Consider the following 19,956-nt stretch of genomic DNA (forward strand, 5'->3'; position numbering starts at 1 on the left):
CATTTCTTTCGTGCGCGATACACTCTTACGAAACACATAGGTCCATGACAGGAGTATTGCCATGTCCGATGACACCGATCTGGTGGCCGGGATCGAGGCGCTGGAAGAAAAACTGGCAAGTGCGCGCGCATCGATCACGCGGCGATTCATCGGGCAGGAAAGGGTGGTCGACCTGACGTTGACGGCGCTTTTGTGTGGCGGGCACGGGCTGCTTATCGGCCTGCCGGGGCTGGGCAAGACGCGGCTGGTGGAAACTCTGGGCACGGTGATGGGGCTCGATGGTAACCGCATCCAGTTTACCCCCGACCTGATGCCGTCAGACATCCTGGGGTCCGAAGTGCTGGAGACCAGCGATGACGGCAAGCGGCATTTCCGGTTCGTACCCGGGCCGATCTTCTGCCAGCTTCTTATGGCCGATGAAATCAACCGTGCCAGCCCGCGCACGCAGTCGGCGCTTTTGCAGGCGATGCAGGAACGCCGCGTGACCGTGGCGGGCGATGATCGTGCGCTTGGCGTGCCCTTCCACGTGCTGGCCACGCAAAACCCGATCGAGCAAGAAGGCACCTATCCGTTGCCCGAAGCTCAGCTTGACCGTTTCCTGGTACAAATCGACGTGCATTATCCTGATCGACAGACCGAGCGCGACATTCTGCTTGCCACCACCGGTGTGGCCGAGGACGAGGCGCACGAGGTTTTCACCGCCGCCCAGCTGATCGAGGCACAGACGCTGCTGCGCCGCATGCCCGTGGGCGACAGCGTGGTGGAGGCCATCCTTGACCTTGTGCGCGCCTTCCGACCCGGTGATGACAGCGCGTCAGACCGGGTGCGTCAAACCGTGGCCTGGGGGCCTGGCCCACGTGCCGCGCAGGCGCTGATGCTGACGGTGCGGGCGCGCGCCCTTTTGCAGGGTAGGCTGGCACCCTCGATCGAGGATGTCGTCGACATGGCGCACCCGGTGTTGATACATCGCATGGCGTTGAATTTCGCCGCTCGGGCACGGGGCGATGACCTGCCGGGCTTGATCGACGAAACTGTTGCACAGGTGACCCGGAGCGAGGCCGCGGCGTGACAACACCCATCGCCCTTCGCGCCCGCGCCGAGGCCGAGGCCGCCCGGCTGCCCCCGCTGCTGGCCCGGGCCGAGCAGTTGGCTGGTACCGTCTTGTTGGGCGAACATGGCCGCCGCCGTTCGGGGATGGGCGATGACTTCTGGCAATACCGCCCCGTTCAGCCGGGTGATCCGGCCCACATGATCGACTGGCGCCGCTCGGGCCGGGGCGACCAGCAATTCGTGCGCGAACGCGAATGGCAAATAGCGCAATCGGTCATGCTTTGGGTCGACAGGTCGGCTTCGATGCGGTTCTCGTCTGAGAAGGAATTGCCGGAAAAGGGTGATCGCGCACGGCTGCTGGCGCTGGCGCTTTCGGTCATGCTGATCCGTGGGGGTGAGCGTGTTGGCCTGACCGGCGCCAGCCTGCCGCCCCGCCGCGGTAATGCGCAGTTGGAGCGGCTGGCCACAATCTTTCTGGATGAGGATGTCAGCGATTACGGCACGCCCGAGGCGCGCGGCATGATTCCCCATGCGCGGGCCGTTTTCATCTCGGATTTCATGGGCGATATCACACCCGTGCGCGCGGCGCTGACCAAGGCGGCCGACCGGGGCGTGCGCGGCCTGTTGGTCCAGGTTCTTGACCCCAGCGAAGAGGCGTTTCCCTTCCACGGCCGCACCGTTTTCGAAAGCATGGGCGGCACTATCAGCCATGAAACATTGAAGGCGGGCGATCTGCGTGACCGCTATCTGCAACGCCTGTCTGAGCGCAAGGATGAGCTCGCGCAGCTTTGCCGACTGACCGGCTGGCAATTTAACTGCCATCACACCGATAACAGCGCGCAAACAGCGCTGCTGTGGGCATGGCGGGCGATGGATCAGGGGGCGTTGCGATGACCCTCGGCCCCATCGGTTTCGCGGCCCCGTGGCTGCTGGTGGCGCTGGTTGCGCTGCCCATCCTGTGGCTGATCCTTCGGGCGATACCGCCCGCGCCGATCAAACGGCGGTTTCCGGGCGTGGCGCTGCTTTTGGGCCTGACAGATGACGACACGGTCACCGATCGCACGCCGTGGTGGCTGTTGCTTTTGCGGATGCTGGCCGTGGCTGCGGTGATCGTCGGGCTGGCTGGCCCCATCCTGAACCCCGAGCCTGACGACGAATCCGCGGGCAACGGCCCGGTTCTGTTCATTCTGGATGGCGGTTGGACCGGGGCACAGGACTGGACCGCGCGCGCCGACATGCTCGACCGCCTGCTGGCCGAGGCCGGTCGCGCGGGCCGCACCGTGGCCGTGCTGCGACTGACCACGCCCGAGACGCCGCTGTTTCAGGCACCGGCCCAATGGCAAGCGCGCATCGCCGGCCTGACCCCGCAACCGTGGGAGCCATCAGAGGCGATGATGGAGCAGGCCGCAGATGGCCTCGGTGACGATGCGTTCGATACTGTCTGGTTGTCGGATGGTGTGGCGCGGCCGGGGCGCGACGCGTTGTTGACCGCGCTGGAAAGGCGCGGAGCCGTTCGCGTGATCGAGGGTGGGCGCGGCCCGTTTGCCCTTTTGCCCGCCACGTTCGAGGGCGGGATCGTGACACTGACGGCGCGCCGCCTTGTCACCGAAGGCCCGCGCGACATCACCGTAGCGGCGCATGGCCTCGATCCGGCGGGCGTGGCGCGTGTTCTTGCCCGCCTCGACCTGAGCTTTGCCCCCGGCGAGGCCGAGGCCAGCGGCGAGCTTTCGCTGCCCGCCGAACTGCGTGGCCGCATCACGCGCTTTGAAATCGAAGGTTTGCGCAGCGCGGGTGCCGTGGCGCTTTCCGATGACAGCCTGCGCCGGCGCGAAGTTGCCCTGATCGCGGGCCGCGACGACCGAGAGGGGCTGGAGTTGCTTGAACCGTTGCATTACCTGCGACAGGCTTTGGAGCCCTCGGCCGACTTGCTGGATGGCGCTTTGACCGATGTTCTGCCGGCCAATCCCGACGTGGTGGTGCTGGCGGACGTGGCCACCCTGTCGGGGGCCGAACAGGCTGACCTTTTGGATTGGGTCGATGACGGGGGGCTGCTGTTGCGCTTTGCCGGGCCGCGCCTTGCCGCCAGCGATGTCAGTCGCAGCGAAGAGGCGCCGCTGATGCCCGTGCGCCTGCGTGCAGGTGGCCGCACCGTCGGCGGCGCGATGAGCTGGGGCGAGCCGAAATCGCTTGCGCCGTTTCCCGAAGACAGCCCGTTCTACGGTCTCGATATTCCGGGCGACGTGCGGGTAAGTGCGCAGGTCATGGCGCAGCCCGACCCGACACTGGCCGACAGGGTTATCGCACAGCTTTCGGATGGCACGCCGCTGGTCACGCGCAAGCGGATCGGCCAGGGGCAGGTGGTCCTGGTCCATGTCACGGCCAATGCCGAATGGTCTACGCTTCCGCTGTCGGGCCTTTTCGTGGACATGCTGGAACGGCTGGCGGTTTCATCGGTCACGGCGCAGCCCGAACCGGAGGAATTGGAAGGCAGCAGTTGGCAACCGCGCGCGGTGCTTGATGGGTTCGGGCGTCTGGACGAGGCGCAGACTTTACCCGGCGTCGACGGGGCTGACCTGGTGACGGCACCGCTGGGCCCCGAATTGCGCCCCGGCGTCTACGAGGGCGATGATCGCCGGATCGCACGCAACGCCATGACCTCCGACCGCGTGCTTGCGCCCGCGAATTGGCCGGCCCGTATCCCCGTGGAGGGCATGAACCGCCCGCCCGAACAACCTCTTGGCGGCTGGTTGCTGGCGTTGGCACTACTGCTGCTGGCGGGCGACGTGATCGCCACGCTGGCCCTTTCGGGCCGGTTGCGCGGTGATGGCATGGCCAACAAGGGCACAAGCTCGGCCGTCGCACTGCTGCTGGGGGTGCTGCTGACCCTTCCGGGCCAGGCGCGTGCGCAGGATCAGGAGGCTGGCCAGTCCGATGACGCCTATGCCATTTCGGCCACCTCCGAGGTGGTGCTGGCGCATGTGCTGACCGGCAACCGACAACTGGATGACATGGCCGAAGCCGGGATGCGCGGCCTGGCCGACATCTTGTTTTTTCGAACGTCGGTCGAACCCGCCGAGCCGATCGGCGTGAACCTTGAAAACGACGACCTGTCGCTGTTTCCCATGCTCTACTGGCCTGTAACGCCCGAGCAACCGACCCCTTCGGCCGACGCCTATGCCAAGCTGAACCGCTACCTGCGTTCGGGCGGTATGATTCTGTTCGACACCCGCGATGCCGATGTGGCCGGGTTCGGCGCGGCCAGCCCCAATGGTCGAAAACTTCAGGAATTGGCCGGCCCGCTGGATATTCCGCCGTTGGAACAGGTGCCGGGCGATCACGTGCTGACACGCACCTTTTACCTGTTGCAGGATTTCCCGGGTCGCCACGTCAGCCGCGATGTCTGGGTCGAAGCCGCGCCTGCGGATGCCGAACAGATCGAGGGGATGCCGTTTCGAAACCTCAATGACGGGGTAACGCCGGTGGTGATCGGCGGCAACGATTGGGCCGCTGCCTGGGCGATGGATGACCGAGGCAACCCGATCTACCCGGTGGGTCGCGGCTTTAGCGGCGAACGGCAGCGGGAACTGGCCTATCGGTTTGGCGTGAACCTGGTGATGCATGTGCTGACCGGCAACTACAAATCCGACCAGGTGCATGTGCCTGCGTTGCTTGACAGGTTGGGAAACTGATGACCGGCACCGTTCTGTTCGATCCGCTTTTGCCCTGGCCCGTGCTGGCCGCTCTGGCCGCTATCGCTGCGGCAGGCGTGGCGCTGGCGATATGGCGCGGTTTGACCGGCTGGGCGCTGCGCGCGCTGGCGGCCCTCGTTGTTCTGGGCGCCTTGGCGGGGCCGAGCTGGCAGCGAGAGGATCGTGCGCCATTGTCGGATATCGTGCTGATGGCCGTTGACGGGTCTTCAAGCCAACAGTTGGGCGACCGCGCCGACATGACCGAGAACGCCGCGCGCGAGATCGAAGCCGCAATCGCCGCGCGCCCCAACACCGAATTGCGCCGGATCGAGCTGGGCGATGGAGAGGATGACACCGGCACGCAGCTGATGACAGCCATCAACGAAGCCCTGGCGGAAGAGCCGCGTGGCCGCATCGCCGGGGTCATCGCGTTGTCCGATGGCCGTGTGCATGACGCCGACCTGGGCCTCGACATGCCTGCACCCTTCCACCTGTTGCACACGGGCCGCGAAGAAGATTGGGACCGTCGCCTTGTGGTGGAAAACGCACCGGCCTTTGCCATCCTGGGCGAGCCGGTGACCTTGACCATCCGGATCGAGGATATGGGCGCGGCACCGCAAGAAAACGCGATGGCGCAACTGGATATCTCGGTTGACGGGGGTGAGCCGCAAAGTTTTGACCTGCGGGTGGGCCGCACGGTGGAATTGCCGCTTGAGCTGCCGCATGGCGGGCGCAACGTGATCCAGTTCTCGGTGCCCGAGGCCGAAGGAGAGTTGACCGACCGCAACAACACCGCGTTGGTGCAGATCAACGGCGTGCGCGATCGTCTGCGCGTGTTGCTGGTCTCGGGCGAGCCGCACGCGGGCGGGCGCACTTGGCGCAACCTTTTGAAATCGGATTCGAGCGTGGACCTGGTGCATTTCACCATCCTGCGACCGCCCGAGAAACAGGACGGCGTGCCCGTGAACGAACTGTCGCTGATCGCCTTTCCAACACGCGAATTGTTCATGGAGAAGATCGAGGATTTCGATCTGATCATTTTCGACCGATACAAGCGGCGGGGAATACTGCCCTCGCTCTACCTCGATAACGTGCGCAACTACGTTGAAACCGGCGGAGCCGTGCTGATCGCGGCGGGGCCGGATTTCGCCAGCGCGGATTCCATCTATCGCTCGCCGCTGAGCCAGGTGGTGCCGGCCGAGCCCACCGCCAGGGTGATCGAGCAAGGTTATACTCCCAGCGTCACCGATATCGGCCAGCGCCACCCGGTGACCGCCGGGCTGGCGCCCGACGGCGCGGGCGACTGGGGGCGCTGGATGCGCCAGATCGAGGTCGAGCCACGGGCGGGCCACGTTGTTATGTCGGGCGCCGAGGAAAAGCCCCTGCTGGTGCTGGACCGGGTCGGCGAGGGACGGATCGCGTTGCTCGCCTCGGACCAGGCCTGGCTTTGGGACCGTGGCTTTGAAGGGGGCGGCCCGCAGCTGGAGTTGCTGCGCCGCCTGGCACATTGGATGATGAAGGAACCCGAGCTTGAGGAGGAGGCCATCTGGGCCGAGCCCACGGGTCAGACGATGCGCATCATTCGCCGCACCCTCGAGGATTCCGTGGGTGACGTGACGGTGACCACGCCATCGGGTGAGGAGGTGCAGGTCCCCCTGCGCGAGCTGCGCCCCGGGCAATACGAGGCGATCTATCGCGGGCCGGAGATCGGGTTGTATCGGTTGCAGGAAGGTGAGGAAGAGGCTGTGATCGGCCTTGGCCCCGCGGCGCCGCGCGAATTCGTCCAGACCATCGCCACCGACGCGGTGTTGCGCCCGGTGATCGACGCGGGACGCGGCGGGGCGGTGGCGCTTGCGGCCGAGGGTGTGCCGCAAATCCGCGCGGTGCGCGAAGGTAGGCCTGCGGCCGGGCGTGGCTGGATCGGGATCACCCCGCGCGACGCCTACCAGACCCTGGACGTGACCAAGGTGCCACTATTGCCGCAATGGCTGGTTCTGTTGCTGGCCTCGGCGCTGATCGTCGGTGCCTGGCTGCGCGAAGGCCGTCGCTGATCCGGCGGAGCGGGCTGATGCCCGCGCTTTGGTCGCATCGCTGGCGCGATGCGGGATGAGGGGCGCTGCCCCTCAAACTCCCCGGGGTACTTGCGGCAAGAGGAAGATCAATTGCGTGGCGGACGGCTGCGATAAACGGGCAGGCGCCAGCCAAAGCGCAGCGAACCCGCGCGCAGGATCAGCGTGACGGTTGCGCAGATGGTGAGTGGCAGCCAGGGCGGGGTGTCGGCATTGGTTGCCAGCACGGCGGCCGTTGCCCCGGCAAAGGCGGCGCTGACGTAAAGTTCGCCCTGTTTTAGGACAAGCGGCACCTGGCCCACCACCACGTCGCGCATCAGCCCGCCCATGCAGCCGGTTATCATACCCATGATGATGACGATGGGCGCCGGCTGGTTCAACGAAAGGGCGACGCCGGCGCCGGCACTGACGGCCACGGATAGCGCACAGGCATCGAGCCATAGAAGGGCGCGGTAGCGATTCTCGAACAGGTGCGCGGTGAAAAACATCGTGATGGCGGCGGCCACGGCGACGCCAATGAAGCCGGGAGACGCGATCCAGAAAACCGGGTTGCGATCGAGCAGCACGTCACGCAGCGTGCCGCCGCCCACGGCGGTTAGACAGGCCAGAAAGGCGAAGCCCACGATGTCGAGCTGCGTGCGGCTGGCCACCAGTGCGCCGGTCAGGGCGAAGATCAGCACCGAGGTGTAGTCGAGCGCGAGAAGAGCCGTGTTCATGCGCTTTTGCCGCGTTTGAAGGGGGCCATTCCGCGCCGGGCCAGTTCATCGGCGCGTTCGTTCTCGGGGTGGCCCGCATGGCCCTTGACCCACTCCCACGTCACGTCGTGGCGGGCCTGTGCCGCGTCGAGCCTTTGCCACAGTTCCACATTCTTGACGGGTTTTTTCGCGGAGGTTTTCCAGCCGTTGCGCTTCCATCCGTGGATCCAGCCGGTGACGCCGTTTTTTACATAGGCGCTGTCGGTGACGATGGTGAGGCGTGACGGTTTGGCCAGGGTTTCCAGCGCGGTGATCGCGGCAAGAAGCTCCATCCGGTTGTTGGTGGTTTCCGCCTCGCCACCGCAAAGCTCGCGCTCTTTCACGACGGTTTCGCCGTCCATCGCACGCATGAGAACGCCCCAGCCCCCCGGGCCGGGATTGCCGGAGCACGCTCCGTCGGTATAGGCGTAAAGCTTGGTCATGGGCGCATCTAGCTGAGTGGCGGGGCCGGGTGCAAGCCGCTCAGGCCCGGGTAGCGCGGATGGCGATCCAGTCGGCCGGTTTGCCGTCAAGCCCCGGTTCGCGCCCGGCGGCATGAGCCAGGGGTTTCAGCCCAGTGTTGGACAGCAGCGTGGCCAGCCCGTCGGGTGTGTAATAGGTGTAGATGCGGCCCAGTTCATCGCGGCGGCTGCCGGTACCGGATTTGACCGCGATATGAAACTGGCCGCCGGGGCGCAGCGCGTCATGTATCGCCGCAAGGTAGGCGGGCAGGGACGCTTCGGGGGCATGAAGAAGGCTGAAATTGGCCCAGATGCCATGGTAGGCGCCGTCATGACCTTCGGCCACGAAATCATCGAAATCGGCCTGGCGCGCGGCAACGCCATGGCGCTTCCGGGCCTGCGCGACCATCGCGGCCGAGGCATCCAGCGCCTCGACCACGAGGCCTGCTGCGGCCATGTGGCCGGCATCGACGCCGGGTCCGCAGCCCAGGTCAAGCACGCGGGCGCCTGGGGGCAGTGCCGTGATGAAAGCGGCCAGCAGGGGGCCCGGCGTGTCGGTATGCGTCACCCGGGCATATTCTGCGGCGCGGGCGTCGTAGACCCGCAGGGTTTCGTCGTCGCGGCTCATATCAGGGGAATGGCCAGGCAGGCGACCACGACGACCGTCAGCATGATGCGCAGGGACATCCACCAGGGCGGGGCGAGCTCTTGTTTCCAGAATAACCAGTCGAGACCGAGAAGCGCGATGAAACCGGCGATCAGGCTTATCCCGGCACTGGTGGGGCCGCCGCCCGTCATGAAGAACGCCCAAAGGGCGGGAATGACCGACAGCGCGTAGCCCGTCGCTGCCACCTGCCCGGTGGCACGGGTGGCAAACCCCCAAAGCACGCCCGACATGAAGGACAGGATGATCGCGCCATAGAACAGCCCGACATAAGGGCCGGTGAACCGTGGGCCGATGGCACGTGCGCTCCACATGCCCACGTCGGGCAAGATGGTGGTAACGGCACCCCAGGCAAAAGGGATCAGGCCGGCAAGGCCAAGCAACAGGGCGGCGCGGGGTATCTGTGTCATGGTGCCTTTATGGCCCCCGGACACGGCCCGACGCAAGCCGGCCCGATGGGGGGTGCGGTAAATAACGCTCACGCGTTGCGCGCCATTGCGCCACGGAGGAACCTGAACCGTGGCCTGGCTTTGCCAGCTGTCAGTTTGCACCTCTCGATCACGCGGAGTGGCCATTTCGGGTAGGGCGGGCCAGTTTCGGCCCGGTTCGGAAAAAGCTGGCATCGTTCGTGAACGTACTTTGCGGGGCAAGCCGGATCAGTCGCCCGTTCAAATCGTCGGGACGGGCCACGGTTTCGATGAACCAGGGGTTCCAGGTGGTTTCAGGCCCAAGGTAGCGCGTGAGCAGACGCCGAAACAGCGCCGGGTCCATCGAGACGACTTGTGCCCGCCCGCGCAGGCCCAGATGGCGCAAGATACCAAGCGAATTGTCGTAATCGACAATCTCGACGGCAACGCGCGGGTCACGCACGATGCGCCGCACCGAGGACGCCCCCGCATCGCCAAGCATCCAGAGCGCATCATCCTCCCAGTGATACCAGACCGGTGAATTTCGGGGGCTGCCATCTTCGGCCAGCGTCGCAAGGTTGGCCATGAGCGGCTTTTCAAGCACTTCGCGTGGATCGAAGGGCGTGGGCATGGCCCGTCAGGCCGGTTCGCGCAAAACGCGGGGCACCTTGAAATTTACCCGTTCCTGCGCGGTTTCCACCACCTCGACCGTTACATCGAAGCGGTCGCGAAAGGCGTCGATCACTTCGTTCACCAGTACCTCGGGCGCGCTGGCGCCGGCGGTTATACCGATATTGGATATCCCTTCCAGCGCGCGCCAGTCGATGTCCTTGGCGCGTTGCACCAATTGGGCGTAGCCACAGCCTGCGCGTGCACCCACCTCGACCAGGCGCTTGGAGTTGGATGAATTCGGCGCCCCCACGACCAGCAGCGCATCGCATTTCGGCGCGATTTCCTTGACCGCCTGTTGGCGGTTCGTGGTGGCGTAGCAGATGTCTTCCTTGTGCGGGCCTACGATGGCGGGAAAGCGCGCCTGCAAGGCGGCGACCACGTCTGCGGTGTCGTCGATCGAGAGGGTGGTTTGCGTCACGAAAGCCAGCTTGCCCGGGTCGCGCACATCCAGCCTGGCCACGTCTTCGACGGTTTCCACCAGCAGAACGTCACCGGACGGTAGCTGGCCCATTGTGCCCACCGTTTCGGGGTGCCCTGCATGGCCGATCATGATGATCTGCAGGCCCGCCTCCGCGTGGCGTTCGGCCTCGATGTGGACCTTGCTGACAAGCGGGCAGGTGGCATCGACGAAAACCATCTGCCGGGCCTCGGCGGCGGCGGGCACCGATTTCGGCACCCCGTGCGCTGAAAATATCACCGGGCGGTCATCGGGGCAGTCTTCCAGTTCTTCGACGAAGACGGCGCCTTGCGCGCGCAGGTTGTCGACCACGTACTTGTTGTGAACGATCTCGTGGCGGACATAAACAGGTGCCCCCCATTTCTGGAGCGCCATTTCGACGATCTTTATCGCGCGGTCTACCCCTGCGCAGAAACCACGCGGGGCAGCAAGGTAGACGGTCAAGGAGGACTTGGTCATTTCGGTCTCCGGCCTTTGGCCTAGAGGTAGGGGAACGGGTGCCATTCGTCCAGTCCAGCCTTGATTTGAGTTGTGGCGAAACTATTGACTCGTATTCAATCGCATACAAGGCGGCCATGAAACGGTTTGACGACGGTTCTTTGCAAAGATCGCTCCAACGTGTTCGCGCGCTGGAAGAAAGACTGTCAAGGTCGGCGCTTGACGAGTTGTCGCGAGAAGTTTTGTTGCGTTTGGCCACACGCCGGCACGATACCGCCGCGATGTCGGAAGAGGTGGCGGAACGGATCGACGCGTTGTGCCATGCGCTGATCGCCGAGTCGCAAGAAAGCGTGGTCCGGCTGGTGCTGGACATCCAGGCCGGGGAAGAAAGCCTGGACGCGCTTTACATGCGCTATCTTGCGCCGGCTGCTGAACGTCTTGGCCTGATGTGGGAGCGTGACGAGCTGACATTCCTTCAGGTCGCGTTGGGTGTCGGCCGGATATATGACCTTGTTCGGCTGCTGCGCGACCGTCTGCCCCCACCGCGCGTCACCCGAGATTCGGTCGTTCTGTTCGCGACGGTTCCTGGCGAGCACCACGGTATCGGTATCGAAATGGCGGCCGAGCTGCTGCGGCAGCGTGGTTGGGATATAAAGTTGCTGATCGGTGGCAGCCATGATGAGGTGATGGCAGAAATAGCGCGCAGTTCCTGTCTGATCCTTGGCTTGTCATCCAGCGGGCGCGCATCAGGCGATGCACTGGCGCGGTTGTTGGGCGACGTGCGCCTTGCCCATCCGAATATCCATGTGATCGTGAGTGGCCGCATCGTTCTGGAAGATCCCGACCTGCTCGACAGGATCGGCCCCGACAGTACCGTTGCCACGATCGAAGAGGCGATCACGACGTTCGAAAATCTGGCAGGACCGTCGTCTTGAAATACCGGGGTTTGGCTCACCCGCGCCTGTGGGGCGTCGCACGAGATCGAGGCGATCTGACGTTGCCTTTACGCGGTTCACGCAAGTGTTGCTTGGCTGTGCAGGCGGAATGGCCTTTCATGGGGGCATGAACGTGCACCAGTTTGGCCTAGTCCTGATCATCGGTCTTGCCCTTGCCCCGCCACCCCTTGCGGCGGAAGACGGGGGAGGTGGGATTTTGCCTTATCGCGATGCCGGAGTCGTCGCACAGGGCCAAGAGCTATATGCCGACCACTGTGCCGTCTGCCATGGTGCCGAGCTCGAGGGTGAAGAAAACTGGCGCAGCCGCGATGCAGACGGGTATTTACCCGCCCCGCCGCATGATGCGTCGGGGCACACGTGGCACCACCCAGACAGCCAGTTGATCGACATCACCCGCCGCGGGATCGAGGCTATCGTCGGCAATGGCTACAAGAGCCGCATGATCGGCTTTGCAGATGTCCTGACGGATGCCGAAATCATATCGATCCTGGCCTACATCAAGAGCACCTGGCCCACGTCGGTCATCGACCGGCACAACCAGTTGAACGCCACTGCCGACGATTGACCGGCTCAGCTTGCCTCGTAATCGTTTTCGCGGATAGCCGAGGCTTCGCGCGGGGGGCGACCGATCACTTCTTTCAACTCGTCAAGTTCGATGAAATTGTCGGCCTGCCGGCGCAGTTCATCGGCAATCATCGGGGGGTGGCTCCGGATCGTCGAAACGACCGATACCCGCACGCCCTGCCGTTGAAGGCTTTCCACCAAGGGGCGGAAATCGCCATCGCCCGAGAACAGAACGATATGGTCGATGCGCGGCGCCAGCTCCATGGCGTCGACGGTCAGTTCGATATCCATGTTGCCTTTGACCTTGCGGCGTCCCTGGCTGTCCGTGTATTCCTTGGCCGGTTTCGTGACCATGGTGAAGCCGTTGTAATGCAGCCAGTCCACCAGGGGCCGAATGGGAGAGTATTCGTCGTTTTCCAGCAACGCTGTGTAGTAGAAAGCGCGTAGTAGCTTGCCGCGACGCATGAATTCCTGCCGCAACAGCTTGTAATCGATGTCGAACCCCAGCGCCTTGGCCGCTGCATAGAGGTTTGACCCGTCGATGAACAGCGCAAGCCGTTCGTCCTTGTAAAACATCTAAGTTCCTTCCGAATGGATCTGACGTTTGTCCGTGAGTGAAATAGCGTGGCGTCAGAAGAGCGCGGAATGGTAGAGCCATCCAAAAGGCCCCGCAAGACCGCGCACACTCTATAAAGGATAGGTCGGCTTACATGACGGATCAAAACTACTTGATCGCCCTCGGCGCGAACATGCCGTGGCGGGGCCATTCGCCAAGCGTTGTTCTGGACAAGGCGCTGGGTCGCCTGTCCGCCGAAGGTGTGGCCGTATTGGCGGTCAGCACGTTCTACCACACGCCCTGCTTTCCTGCAGGCGCCGGCCCCGATTACGTGAATGCTGCTGCCCATCTGCAAAGCGATCTTGCGCCCATGCCGTTCATGGCGCTTTTGCATCGGGCCGAGGCTGAATTCGGCCGGTCGCGAGATACGCGTTGGGGCCAGCGCACGCTTGATCTTGACCTGCTCGCGGCGGGCGATCTCGTGATGCCCGACCTTGCCACCCACGCGGCCTGGCGTGATTTGCCCCCCGACGCACAGCGCGAAAAAGCGCCCGATACACTGGTGTTGCCGCATCCGCGACTGCAAGACAGGGCCTTTGTACTTGTTCCGCTTGCCGAAATTGCGCCTGACTGGAGGCATCCGGTGCTGGGCCAAAGCGTCGCGCAAATGTGTGCCGCCTTGCCCCGGGATGTCCGCGACGAGGTTGTTCCCAACGGCTAAGGGGCCTTGCCATTTTGCAGTCAATGCGTTACACGGCTGCTTTCTGATCCAACCCTGACGATTGGAGTGCCCTTAATGGCCCGCGTAACCGTAGAAGACTGCGTAGACAAGGTTCCTAACCGGTTCGAGCTGGTAATGCTGGCGGCGCACCGCGCCCGCGAGATTTCATCGGGTGCGCCTGTTACCGTGGATCGTGATAATGACAAGAACCCTGTCGTTGCGCTTCGGGAAATTGCCGATGAGACACAATCGGCAGATGAACTGCGCGAACGGCTGATCGAGTCGAATCAGACCCAGATCGAGGTGGACGAACCCGAAGAGGATTCGATGGCCCTGCTGATGGGACGGGGCGAACCTGCTGACAAGCCGGCCGAGGACGATATGTCAGAAGAAAAGCTGCTTCGCGCATTGATGGAAGCACAGGGGCAGGGCTGAGCTCACCCCGGCCCGAACCCGGCACCAAGGATGCGGACAGAATGATCGCGGCCGACGACCTGATCGCGCTTGTCCGCAACTACAACCCGAAAACCAACGAAGCTCTCATTCGTTCGGCCTATGATTATGGCCGCAACATGCACGAGGGGCAGTTTCGTCGTTCGGGCGAGCCGTATTTCATGCATCCCGTTGCCGTTGCGGCTATCCTGACCGAGCAGCGGTTGGACGATGCGACCATCGTTACCGCGCTGTTGCACGACACGATCGAAGACACCAAGGCAAGCTTTGCCGAGGTGGAAAAATTGTTCGGCGGCGAGATTGCCGAACTGGTCGATGGCGTGACCAAGCTGACCAACCTGCAACTTTCCAGTACCGAAACCCAGCAGGCCGAGAATTTCCGCAAGCTTTTCATGGCGATGTCCAAGGATTTGCGGGTCATTCTGGTCAAGCTGGCCGACCGGCTGCACAACATGCGCACGATCAAGGCCATGAAGCCAGAAAAGCAGGTCAAGAAAGCGCGCGAGACTATGGATATCTATGCGCCTCTTGCGGGGCGCATGGGGATGCAGTGGATGCGCGAAGAACTGGAAGACCTGGCCTTCAAGGTGCTCAACCCCGAGGGTCGTGCCTCTATCATGCGTCGCTTCATCATGCTGCAAAAGGAAACCGGCGATGTGATCCCGCGCATCACCGGCGACATGCGCACCGAGCTGGACAAGGCCGGTATCGAGGCGCAGGTGCTGGGACGTGCCAAGAAACCCTATTCGATCTGGCGCAAGATGCAGGAAAAGGGCATGGGGTTTTCACGCCTGTCCGACATTTACGGGTTCCGGGTCATCACGTCGGGCGAGATGGACTGCTACCGTGCCCTTGGGGCCATCCATCAACGCTGGCGCGCTGTGCCGGGGCGGTTCAAGGATTACATCAGCCAGCCGAAATCGAACGGCTACCGCTCTATCCATACGACCGTGTCCGGGCGCGACGGCAAGCGGGTCGAGGTGCAGATACGCACGCAGGCCATGCATGATGTGGCTGAAACCGGTGTCGCCGCGCATTGGTCTTATCGTGATGGGGTGCGCAGCGAAAACCCCTTTGCAGTAGATCCGGCCAAGTGGATCAGTGGCCTGACCGAGCAGTTCACCTCGGAAGAGGATCACGAGGATTTCCTCGAAGCGGTCAAGCTAGAGATGTACACTGACAAGGTGTTCTGCTTCACGCCCAAGGGCGAGGTGGTGAAGTTGCCAAAGGGCGCCACGCCGATTGATTTTGCCTATGCCATCCATACCCGGATCGGTAACGCCTGTGTCGGCGCCAAGGTCGACACGATGCGCGTGCCGTTATGGACACGGCTCAAGAACGGCCAGTCTGTCGAGATCATCACCGCCGAAGGGCAGACGCCGCAAGCCACCTGGCTGGACATTGCCACCACCGGCAAGGCCAAGACGGCTATTCGCCGTGCCTTGCGCGTCGTCGACCGCCAGCGATTTTCAAAGCTGGGGCGCGAACTGGCGCGTGCCGCGTTTGACCACGTGGGCAAGAAAGCCACTGACAAGGCGCTGGATACCGCAGCCAAGCGTCTGCGCCTGCCCGACCGCGACGAGTTGTTGGCACGTCTGGGCAGTGCCGAGCTGACCGGCCGAGAGGTCGTGCAGGCGATCTATCCCGATTTGGCCCCCGTCAAGGCTGATGCGATCGACCGTGCCCGTGCCGTCATCGGCCTGTCACCCGAGCAGAGCTTTGAAAGGGCACCTTGTTGTCAGCCTTTGCCGGGTGAACGCATCGTCGGAATCACCTTTCGCGGTCGTGGTGTCGTGGTGCACGCCATTGATTGCGAGGCACTTGCCGCCTACGAGGATCAGCCCGAAAGGTGGCTGGATCTGCACTGGCATTCCGGCCCCCACCCGGCTATCTATGCCGCAACGCTCGATGTGACGATTGGCAACGATGCGGGCGTGCTGGGGCGGATTTGTACATTGATCGGCGAGCAGAAGGCCAATATCTCGAACCTTGTGTTCGTGGACCGAAAGCCTGACTTTTTTCGCCTGAGCATAGATGTGGATTTGCGCGACGCCGAGCATCTTCATTCTCTTGTTACGGCGCTAGAGGCAGAAAGCGACGTGGCTGCGGTCAGTCGTTTACGCGATCCGGCGCGTCTGAACGCGCAAAGGAACTGACGAAGAGGCCAAAAAGTGGTTTTCAAACGCAGGGACAGACGGCCGATCTGGAAGATCGTGCTTGAATTCTTCTGGCCCCGCGGCGGTTGGGCGCGCGCGGCGCGCTATGTCAAGCATCGCCTGCACCGTTTGCCCGACCCGCCCCACCGCATCGCGCGCGGAATCTTCGCCGGGGTATTTACCACGTTCACGCCGTTTTACGGTTTGCATTTCTTGGTGGCGGGGCTGCTTGCCTGGATCATGCGGGGCAATATCATCGCGGCGCTCCTGGCAACGTTTTTCGGCAATCCACTGACCTATGTGCCCATCGGCGTTGTGTCGCTAAAGACAGGGTATTTCCTGTTGGGTTTGCGGCCCGACACGGCGGCAACAGATGAAATGCACACCTCGTTGGGGCGCATGTTCGTAGATGCGGCGGCTGATCTCAAAGCCAACCTGGCCGCGCTTTTCACCGATGATGTGGCCGACTGGTCGCGCTTGTCGGTATTCTATGACGAGGTATTCTTTCCTTACATGATCGGGGGCATCATACCCGGCGTCGTCGTCGGGCTCATCTGCTACTATGTGTCTGTTCCGCTGATCCGCGCCTATCAGAATCGCCGGCGGGGCGCGATCAAGGCCAAGCTGGCGGCGCTGCGCAAGAAAACACACCTGGCCGGCGATGACAGTAAAAAGGGCGATTGAGCGGCGATTCTGGCGCTATTAAGAGAAAAGGGAAACGCGATGGAACCGTTGGGAAAACTGCGCCTGGGCGTCAATATCGACCACGTGGCGACCGTGCGGAACGCGCGTGGCGGGGTCTATCCCGACCCGGTGCGCGCCGCGAAACTGGCCGAAGAGGCAGGCGCTGACGGAATCACCGCGCATCTGCGCGAAGACCGTCGACATATCGCCGATGCCGATATCGACGCGCTGATGGAGGCGCTGAGCGTGCCGCTGAATTTCGAGATGGCGGCAACCGGGGAAATGCAGGAAATCGCGTTGCGGCACAAACCGCATGCTGTCTGCATCGTGCCCGAAAAGCGCGAGGAAAGAACCACCGAAGGCGGGCTCGAAGTCGCGCGCGAGGAAAACCGCCTGGCCCATTTCATCGCGCCTTTGCGCGATGCGGGATGCCGCGTATCGATCTTCATCGCCGCCGATCGACCCCAGATCGAGGCCGCTGCTCGTATTGGCGCGCAGGTGATCGAGCTGCACACAGGGGCTTATTGCGATTTCCACGCCGAGGGTGCGTTCGACCAGCGCGACGCCGAACTGGCGCGCATGAGCGACATGGCCGCTTATGCGCATGAGTTGGGGCTGGAGGTGCACGCAGGCCACGGCTTGACCTATGACACGGTAAAGCCGGTCGCGGCGCTGCCGCAGGTGATGGAGTTGAATATCGGCCATTTCCTGATCGGCGAGTCGATCTTCCGCGGGCTGGGCCCTGCGATTGCCGAAATGCGCCGCCTGATGGACGAGGCGCGGGCGTGATCGGCGCTGCGCATCACCTTGCTTTTCAAGAGGCAACCCAATGACCGCGCCCAACGCGCTTGAAGCAGCCGTGCTGCGTGAGATCGTCGATTGGGCGCTGAAGCTGGCGCAAACCAGGCCCATGCCCATATTCACCGCGGCCATTCTGAAAGACGGGTCCGAGCTGTGCCGCGCGCAAAACCGCGTGGCCGAAACCTGTGACCCGACCCGCCATGCCGAGATTGAGGCCATGGCGCGCGCAGGTGCGTTGCTGGAAACGCCTGATCTTGAGGGTTGCACGCTGATCGCCTCGTGCCAACCGTGCGAGATGTGCCTGGCCGCGATGCGCTGGGCAGGAATCGGGCGCGTTGTCTTTGCCGCCACGCAAGCCAATATCGGCCCCGCCTATTTCCAGTTTCCGCGCCTTGGCATCGCCGATCTGTGTGCCGCATCGGGGGATGCGTTCAGCTATCACGGTGGCCAGGAAGAGCACCGCGCCCTGCCGCTTTATTCGGGCCGTCATGGCCCCGGCAGCACCTGAACATCAAGGAGGCGCCCATGACCGTCGCCCGTGCAGCAAGGCCAGTTCTGATTGCCATCGCGGCCTTGGTGTTGGCGCTGGCCTGCCTCTGGACACTGGAACGGGCGCGCCATGACATTGCGATCACCCAGATCAGCGTCGGCAAGACGCCGGTAACCCGATATGCAAAGCCCGATGCGGATGGTCCGGCCGTGGTGGTGGCGCATGGCTTTGCAGGGTCGCGCCAGATCATGCAGGCGTATTCCCTTGCGCTGGCACGGGCGGGCTATGCTGCCTATGCCTTCGATTTCGAAGGGCACGGGCGAAACCCGGTGCCGATGTCGGGCGATGTGACCGCGATTGACGGCACCACACGGCTGCTGGTGGATCAGACCCGCGCGGTGGTCGATGCGGTGGCAATGGATGGGCCCGTGGCGCTGCTGGGCCATTCGATGGCCAGCGATATCCTTGTGCGCGTTGCGCTTGAAACACCTGGGGATGAGCCGCTGGTGCTGATCTCGGCGTTTTCCGAGGCCATTGATGACGCCGTGCCTGACCAGATGCTACTGGTTGCGGGCGCCTGGGAGCCGGGACTGCGCGATTTCGCGCTGCGCGCCCTGCGGATGGTGCAGCCAGACGCCGGCTTGGGCCAGACGGTCACCGCTGGCGGTGTCACCCGCCGCGCGGCGCTGGCACCTGCTGCTGATCACGTCGCCATCCTGCACAGCCGTGCGGCAATGGCGGAAAGCACTTCCTGGCTTGATCGGGCAAATGGCCGTGCCAGCGACATAACCTATCCGCGCACCGGCTGGGCATTGCTGGGCCTGCTGGCCGCGTTGGTTGCCCTGACATGGCCGCTGGCACGGGCATTGCCTGCGCGCGATACGGCACTGCCAGCCCTGGCGGCGCGACGCTTTGCGCTGGCCATTGTCGTGCCCGCGATTGCCGCGCCGCTGATCGCGGTGCCGCTCAACATGGGGTGGTTGCCGGTTCTGGTCGCCGATTACCTGGCGCTGCACCTGTTTATCTACGGTGCGATGCAACTCGCAGTTCTGCGCTGGCTGGGGCGGCCGTTGGGGCCGCTTTCACCGGGGGCGATTGCCTTGCTGTTGATCTGGGGTCTAGCCGTTTTCGGCTTCGCACTGGATCGGTACGGTGCGAATTTCTGGCCTGGTCCGGGGCGTGGCTGGGTCCTGGTTGCGCTCGTGGCGGGGGCGTTGCCTTTCGGCCTGTCTGACGCGCTGCTTGTCCACCACGCGCCGTTTTGGCAAAGAGTGCTGGCGAGACTGGGGTTTTTCGCATCGCTGGCCCTGGCGGTCGCGATGGATTTCGAGGGGTTGTTCTTCGTCGTGATGATCGTGCCGGTGATATTGCTGTTTTTCCTTGTGTTCGGCAGCATGGGCCGGGCCGTGGCCCTGCGCGCAGGTGCCGCTGCGCCGGGGCTGGCCTTGGGCGTGATCCTTGGCTGGGCGCTGGCGGTCAGCTTTCCGCTGTTCCAGGGGTAGCGCGATGATCTTGGGCATCGGCACCGACCTTGCGAATATCGACCGGATCGCCGGGACGCTCGACCGCTTTGGCGACAGGTTCCGCAATCGTGTCTTCACGCCTGTCGAACAGGCCAAGGCGGAACGCCGCGCCGACACGCCTGGCACCTATGCCAAGCGATGGGCCGCGAAAGAGGCCTGTTCCAAGGCGTTGGGCACCGGTTTGCGTATGGGCATCGCGTGGAAGGACATGGCCGTATCCAACCTGCATACCGGCCAGCCGGTTATGGAGGTGACGGGCTGGGCGCGCGACCGGCTGGATGCGATGACACCACCGGGCCACGAGGCGATCATTCACGTCACCCTGACCGACGATCACCCTTGGGCGCAGGCCTTTGTCGTGATCGAGGCGCGGCCCCTGCCTTGACACCGGCACCCTCGCCCCGCATGTAG

At 63.7% G+C, this 19,956-nt stretch carries 21 protein-coding genes; 14 read left to right on the plus strand and 7 right to left on the minus strand.

Translation table 11 applies throughout. The annotated features are described in order from the left end of the window. The first annotated feature begins 61 nt into the window (after nt 1-61). From M8744_RS10665 to M8744_RS10680, 4 genes are read left to right on the plus strand one after another with little or no spacing between them, the layout of a single operon-like run. Nucleotides 62-1,069: an AAA family ATPase gene (locus tag M8744_RS10665; protein ID WP_251415111.1), complete on the plus strand. Its 1,008-nt coding sequence runs from the start codon at nt 62-64 to the stop codon at nt 1,067-1,069. Then, nucleotides 1,066-1,944 carry a DUF58 domain-containing protein gene (locus tag M8744_RS10670; protein ID WP_251415114.1) on the plus strand — a complete coding sequence of 293 codons (879 nt, stop codon included), beginning with the start codon at nt 1,066-1,068 and terminating at the stop codon, nt 1,942-1,944. Before M8744_RS10665 ends, M8744_RS10670 begins: the two co-directional genes overlap by 4 nt. Further along, nucleotides 1,941-4,739, plus strand: a complete 2,799-nt coding sequence (locus M8744_RS10675) for a DUF4159 domain-containing protein (protein ID WP_251415119.1) — start codon at nt 1,941-1,943, stop codon at nt 4,737-4,739. The genes M8744_RS10670 and M8744_RS10675 overlap by 4 nt, the downstream gene beginning before the upstream one ends. Further along, a complete protein-coding gene (locus M8744_RS10680) occupies nt 4,739-6,790 on the plus strand; it encodes a hypothetical protein (protein ID WP_251415122.1) in 2,052 nt (683 codons plus the stop codon). The genes M8744_RS10675 and M8744_RS10680 overlap by 1 nt, the downstream gene beginning before the upstream one ends. 107 nt (nt 6,791-6,897) lie before the next feature. On the opposite strand, the gene M8744_RS10685 is transcribed toward M8744_RS10680, so the two are convergent. The 6 genes from M8744_RS10685 to ispH all read right to left on the minus strand — a co-directional run bounded on the left by M8744_RS10685 (nt 6,898) and on the right by ispH (nt 10,662). Next, entirely contained in the window at nt 6,898-7,524 is a 627-nt protein-coding gene (locus M8744_RS10685; RefSeq protein ID WP_251415125.1) for a trimeric intracellular cation channel family protein, read from the minus strand. Further along, nucleotides 7,521-7,985: a ribonuclease HI gene (gene rnhA / locus M8744_RS10690; protein WP_251415141.1), complete on the minus strand. Its 465-nt coding sequence runs from the start codon at nt 7,983-7,985 to the stop codon at nt 7,521-7,523. The genes M8744_RS10685 and rnhA overlap by 4 nt, the downstream gene beginning before the upstream one ends. A gap of 40 nt (nt 7,986-8,025) precedes the next feature. Next, nucleotides 8,026-8,631 (minus strand): class I SAM-dependent DNA methyltransferase, encoded by a 606-nt coding sequence (locus M8744_RS10695; protein ID WP_251415144.1) that lies wholly within the window; start codon nt 8,629-8,631, stop codon nt 8,026-8,028. After that, nucleotides 8,628-9,077 (minus strand): DUF3429 domain-containing protein, encoded by a 450-nt coding sequence (locus M8744_RS10700; protein WP_251415147.1) that lies wholly within the window; start codon nt 9,075-9,077, stop codon nt 8,628-8,630. The genes M8744_RS10695 and M8744_RS10700 overlap by 4 nt, the downstream gene beginning before the upstream one ends. Before the next feature lie 148 nt (nt 9,078-9,225). Continuing rightward, nucleotides 9,226-9,705: a pyridoxamine 5'-phosphate oxidase family protein gene (locus M8744_RS10705; RefSeq protein ID WP_251415162.1), complete on the minus strand. Its 480-nt coding sequence runs from the start codon at nt 9,703-9,705 to the stop codon at nt 9,226-9,228. 6 nt (nt 9,706-9,711) lie between these two features. After that, nucleotides 9,712-10,662 (minus strand): 4-hydroxy-3-methylbut-2-enyl diphosphate reductase, encoded by a 951-nt coding sequence (gene ispH / locus M8744_RS10710; protein ID WP_251415164.1) that lies wholly within the window; start codon nt 10,660-10,662, stop codon nt 9,712-9,714. Nucleotides 10,663-10,778: 116 nt separating this feature from the next. Here ispH and M8744_RS10715 point away from each other — a divergent pair, with 116 nt between their 5' ends. Then, a complete protein-coding gene (locus M8744_RS10715) occupies nt 10,779-11,576 on the plus strand; it encodes a cobalamin B12-binding domain-containing protein (protein ID WP_251415181.1) in 798 nt (265 codons plus the stop codon). A gap of 127 nt (nt 11,577-11,703) precedes the next feature. Then, nucleotides 11,704-12,162: a c-type cytochrome gene (locus M8744_RS10720; RefSeq protein ID WP_251415184.1), complete on the plus strand. Its 459-nt coding sequence runs from the start codon at nt 11,704-11,706 to the stop codon at nt 12,160-12,162. Nucleotides 12,163-12,167: 5 nt separating this feature from the next. Here M8744_RS10720 and M8744_RS10725 read toward each other — a convergent pair whose 3' ends face one another. Next, nucleotides 12,168-12,737 (minus strand): LabA-like NYN domain-containing protein, encoded by a 570-nt coding sequence (locus M8744_RS10725; RefSeq protein ID WP_251415187.1) that lies wholly within the window; start codon nt 12,735-12,737, stop codon nt 12,168-12,170. Nucleotides 12,738-12,871: 134 nt separating this feature from the next. Between M8744_RS10725 and folK the strand changes: the two genes are divergently transcribed. From folK to acpS, 8 genes are all read left to right on the plus strand, one after another. Further along, nucleotides 12,872-13,438: a 2-amino-4-hydroxy-6-hydroxymethyldihydropteridine diphosphokinase gene (gene folK, locus M8744_RS10730; RefSeq protein ID WP_251415190.1), complete on the plus strand. Its 567-nt coding sequence runs from the start codon at nt 12,872-12,874 to the stop codon at nt 13,436-13,438. A gap of 75 nt (nt 13,439-13,513) precedes the next feature. Further along, on the plus strand, nt 13,514-13,873 hold the full coding sequence (rpoZ, locus tag M8744_RS10735) for a DNA-directed RNA polymerase subunit omega (protein WP_251415203.1): 360 nt from the start codon (nt 13,514-13,516) through the stop codon (nt 13,871-13,873). A gap of 41 nt (nt 13,874-13,914) precedes the next feature. Continuing rightward, nucleotides 13,915-16,047: a RelA/SpoT family protein gene (locus M8744_RS10740; RefSeq protein ID WP_251415205.1), complete on the plus strand. Its 2,133-nt coding sequence runs from the start codon at nt 13,915-13,917 to the stop codon at nt 16,045-16,047. A 15-nt stretch (nt 16,048-16,062) separates the two neighbouring features. Beyond that, nucleotides 16,063-16,731, plus strand: coding sequence for a DUF2062 domain-containing protein (locus M8744_RS10745; RefSeq protein WP_251415207.1), 669 nt, complete (start codon nt 16,063-16,065; stop codon nt 16,729-16,731). A 39-nt stretch (nt 16,732-16,770) separates the two neighbouring features. Next, the gene (locus M8744_RS10750) at nt 16,771-17,520 is read left to right on the plus strand and encodes a pyridoxine 5'-phosphate synthase (protein ID WP_251415210.1); all 750 of its coding nucleotides are present in this window, start codon (nt 16,771-16,773) and stop codon (nt 17,518-17,520) included. 40 nt (nt 17,521-17,560) lie between these two features. Beyond that, nucleotides 17,561-18,040: a nucleoside deaminase gene (locus M8744_RS10755; protein WP_251415213.1), complete on the plus strand. Its 480-nt coding sequence runs from the start codon at nt 17,561-17,563 to the stop codon at nt 18,038-18,040. Between the two features lie 17 nt (nt 18,041-18,057). Continuing rightward, complete coding sequence (locus M8744_RS10760; protein ID WP_251415216.1) at nt 18,058-19,524, plus strand: alpha/beta hydrolase; 1,467 nt, start codon at nt 18,058-18,060, stop codon at nt 19,522-19,524. A 4-nt stretch (nt 19,525-19,528) separates the two neighbouring features. Then, nucleotides 19,529-19,930 (plus strand): holo-ACP synthase, encoded by a 402-nt coding sequence (acpS, locus tag M8744_RS10765; protein ID WP_251415221.1) that lies wholly within the window; start codon nt 19,529-19,531, stop codon nt 19,928-19,930. Nucleotides 19,931-19,956 lie beyond the last annotated feature (26 nt).

It is taken from the genome of Lutimaribacter degradans (assembly GCF_023703375.1).
GTDB lineage: Bacteria > Pseudomonadota > Alphaproteobacteria > Rhodobacterales > Rhodobacteraceae > Lutimaribacter > Lutimaribacter degradans.

What these genes read in the sequence shown, in the direction of transcription:
- M8744_RS10665 (WP_251415111.1), top strand. Translation starts at nt 62, where the DNA reads ATGTCCGATGACACCGATCTGGTGGCCGGGATCGAGGCGCTGGAAGAA.
- M8744_RS10675 (WP_251415119.1), top strand. Translation starts at nt 1,941, where the DNA reads ATGACCCTCGGCCCCATCGGTTTCGCGGCCCCGTGGCTGCTGGTGGCG.
- M8744_RS10680 (WP_251415122.1), top strand. Translation starts at nt 4,739, where the DNA reads ATGACCGGCACCGTTCTGTTCGATCCGCTTTTGCCCTGGCCCGTGCTG.
- M8744_RS10685 (WP_251415125.1), bottom strand. Translation starts at nt 7,524, where the DNA reads ATGAACACGGCTCTTCTCGCGCTCGACTACACCTCGGTGCTGATCTTC.
- rnhA (WP_251415141.1), bottom strand. Translation starts at nt 7,985, where the DNA reads ATGACCAAGCTTTACGCCTATACCGACGGAGCGTGCTCCGGCAATCCC.
- M8744_RS10695 (WP_251415144.1), bottom strand. Translation starts at nt 8,631, where the DNA reads ATGAGCCGCGACGACGAAACCCTGCGGGTCTACGACGCCCGCGCCGCA.
- M8744_RS10700 (WP_251415147.1), bottom strand. Translation starts at nt 9,077, where the DNA reads ATGACACAGATACCCCGCGCCGCCCTGTTGCTTGGCCTTGCCGGCCTG.
- M8744_RS10705 (WP_251415162.1), bottom strand. Translation starts at nt 9,705, where the DNA reads ATGCCCACGCCCTTCGATCCACGCGAAGTGCTTGAAAAGCCGCTCATG.
- ispH (WP_251415164.1), bottom strand. Translation starts at nt 10,662, where the DNA reads ATGACCAAGTCCTCCTTGACCGTCTACCTTGCTGCCCCGCGTGGTTTC.
- M8744_RS10715 (WP_251415181.1), top strand. Translation starts at nt 10,779, where the DNA reads ATGAAACGGTTTGACGACGGTTCTTTGCAAAGATCGCTCCAACGTGTT.
- M8744_RS10720 (WP_251415184.1), top strand. Translation starts at nt 11,704, where the DNA reads ATGAACGTGCACCAGTTTGGCCTAGTCCTGATCATCGGTCTTGCCCTT.
- M8744_RS10725 (WP_251415187.1), bottom strand. Translation starts at nt 12,737, where the DNA reads ATGTTTTACAAGGACGAACGGCTTGCGCTGTTCATCGACGGGTCAAAC.
- folK (WP_251415190.1), top strand. Translation starts at nt 12,872, where the DNA reads ATGACGGATCAAAACTACTTGATCGCCCTCGGCGCGAACATGCCGTGG.
- rpoZ (WP_251415203.1), top strand. Translation starts at nt 13,514, where the DNA reads ATGGCCCGCGTAACCGTAGAAGACTGCGTAGACAAGGTTCCTAACCGG.
- M8744_RS10740 (WP_251415205.1), top strand. Translation starts at nt 13,915, where the DNA reads ATGATCGCGGCCGACGACCTGATCGCGCTTGTCCGCAACTACAACCCG.
- M8744_RS10750 (WP_251415210.1), top strand. Translation starts at nt 16,771, where the DNA reads ATGGAACCGTTGGGAAAACTGCGCCTGGGCGTCAATATCGACCACGTG.
- M8744_RS10755 (WP_251415213.1), top strand. Translation starts at nt 17,561, where the DNA reads ATGACCGCGCCCAACGCGCTTGAAGCAGCCGTGCTGCGTGAGATCGTC.
- M8744_RS10760 (WP_251415216.1), top strand. Translation starts at nt 18,058, where the DNA reads ATGACCGTCGCCCGTGCAGCAAGGCCAGTTCTGATTGCCATCGCGGCC.
- acpS (WP_251415221.1), top strand. Translation starts at nt 19,529, where the DNA reads ATGATCTTGGGCATCGGCACCGACCTTGCGAATATCGACCGGATCGCC.